Source organism: Tritonibacter multivorans (assembly GCF_001458415.1).
GTDB lineage: Bacteria > Pseudomonadota > Alphaproteobacteria > Rhodobacterales > Rhodobacteraceae > Epibacterium > Epibacterium multivorans.
In genome coordinates this window covers 1-1,927 of sequence record NZ_CYSD01000026.1, presented here as the reverse complement: position 1 = coordinate 1,927, position 1,927 = coordinate 1, and the positions used below count along the sequence as shown (strand labels likewise).

Below are 1,927 nucleotides of genomic sequence, written 5' to 3'. Positions count from 1 at the left end.
CTGGCGATCCCTCAAATACGAATGCGTCTACCTGAACGCTTTCGAAACCGGCTCCGAAGCCCGCGACGGGATCGGAAACTGGATCACTTACTACAACGAAAGACGCCCGCACTCATCACATGGGATCATGACGCCGGACGAGGCCTATGATAGACGATCTCCGGACCTGAAGCTTGCCGCCTGAAATGAAACCAATGCTATAGCTTAGCACGGCGGCAAACTGGTCGAATGTCCAGGACCACCTCTCACAAGGCTCTGCGAAAATTCATTGCCGGAAAAGACCTCTCCCGCAAAGGGCTCGAGCGGCTGCTGAATGCATACCTAGAACACGCATCTGAAAGAGGTGTTGATGTTGACGACGAAATCAAGCGACTGCTACCCGAGCTGATTTCTGTTATTTTTTCGAAACAGCCTAGACAACTGCCTCTGGAGGAAGCGCGCAGCTCTTTAAAAGATTGTTTCCCCGCCAGCGTTCCACCTAGGACCGTCGAAACACTTATTGAGCTGCAACTCAAATCTATCACCTTGACGAAGGACATCGAGAAAGAAGGCCCGACTGCCCTGCTTCGGCTAATTGAAGGAAACACCGATCCAAATTGGGCGCCCCTTTTCAACGAGCTGACGCTGCGCTTGAGGGGCACAAACGAGGTCCCCGAAGACCTAACCGACGCATTGCAAATCACGTACGGATTGATCCTGCTATGGGTATTTTGGGGAGAGAATTTAGACAGGCATTACCCTGTGTCCGACGACCTATTCAAAGTATTGGAAATTAGCCGCGATACATTCTTTGTGGACAGCCAGAATGAGTTCTCTCCGCAATCCGCCGTGACGCGGTTGCTTTCCAAAGTCCAGGATTTCTCGGAATTGGACACCAAAAGTGCATTCATCAAAGAAGCTTTTGGTGCAAGCACGTCGCAAGTTAGAGAAGCTCACAAATACTTCGCAGGATCCGATATTCCAACCTTTGAAAAAACAGCCTCAGCAATGCGTGCTTTCGAGCAGGACAGAGATCATTCAATCCCGGTTATCCTTGCACAGTATACCGCGCGATCTTATCGGCACCTGACAGAAAGCTTAAGCTCACCATTAAGTGCGGAGCAAACGCCCCATTTTATCATTTTCGACCAGCTGAACCAAGAATTGCAGGCCCGTAAAAGCCACGAGCCTGCACATATGTGAACTTGGATTAGTCGTCAGGGGAAGAATAACACCCATCCTGTGCTTCCTCCCAATCATCGGGGCGACCATCATAGCCCCGGCTATCCCAGTAGGCATCGTGATTAGGGTTGAGCTGGTTGGAACGGTTATCCATGTCGTCTTTTCGTGACATAAGTTACTTCCTTTTGCTTCGAGCGCTTCGCTCTTTAGGGTTCCCAAATCGTCTTGGCCAAGCCGATAGCAAGAACTTAGACACGGCGCGAAAACCCAACGAGTGGGAAAAGTGGGAAGAACCGGTGCGCGCGCCGCAAAGTTCACTCACCGCCCGGCGATACCCCAAACGAGCCTTCGCGCGCAGATTTCGCCAATGTAATGTTATCTAAAGGAAATCAACCGCCCGACGTTCGCGCGGGACCAAACAAACCAATGGACAGGCCCCAAGTGGACCTGTCACGGTTTAATGCCGCCCCAAGTGCTCGTTTAAGCCACTTTCCTTTCGAAGGCGACCGGGCTTTTCCAGCCCAATGCTAAGTGTCGGCGGCGCGGATTGTAGAAGCCGTTGATGTACTTGAAGATGGCTACCTCGGCTTCTCTGCGCGTCTGCCATGACCGTCTCCAAATCAGCTCAGCTTTGATCGTTTTCAAGAACGTCTCAACGGCCGAGTTGTCATAGCAATTACCCTTGCCGCTCATCGATACGTGGAACCCGTGCTGGCGCAGGATCTTCTGATAGTCATGTGAACAGTATTGCGACCCGCGATCCGTG

Annotated in this window: 3 protein-coding genes; 2 read left to right on the top strand and 1 reads right to left on the bottom strand. The window is 51.7% G+C overall.

Annotation, left to right across the window (positions count from 1 at the left end; all coding sequences use genetic code 11):
- On the top strand, positions 1 to 184 hold a 184-nt coding region (locus TRM7557_RS19590; protein ID WP_082626567.1), incomplete at its 5' end, for an integrase core domain-containing protein.
- A gap of 44 nt (positions 185 to 228) precedes the next feature.
- Positions 229 to 1,182, top strand: coding sequence for a hypothetical protein (locus TRM7557_RS08670; protein WP_058289833.1), 954 nt, complete (start codon positions 229 to 231; stop codon positions 1,180 to 1,182).
- A 459-nt stretch (positions 1,183 to 1,641) separates the two neighbouring features.
- Here TRM7557_RS08670 and TRM7557_RS08665 read toward each other — a convergent pair.
- A partial coding sequence (locus TRM7557_RS08665) for an IS3 family transposase (protein ID WP_165592437.1) occupies positions 1,642 to 1,927 on the bottom strand: 286 nt, incomplete at its 5' end.

Excerpts from the sequence above, each read along its gene's own strand:
- TRM7557_RS08670 (WP_058289833.1), top strand. The coding sequence starts at position 229 with ATGTCCAGGACCACCTCTCACAAGGCTCTGCGAAAATTCATTGCCGGA.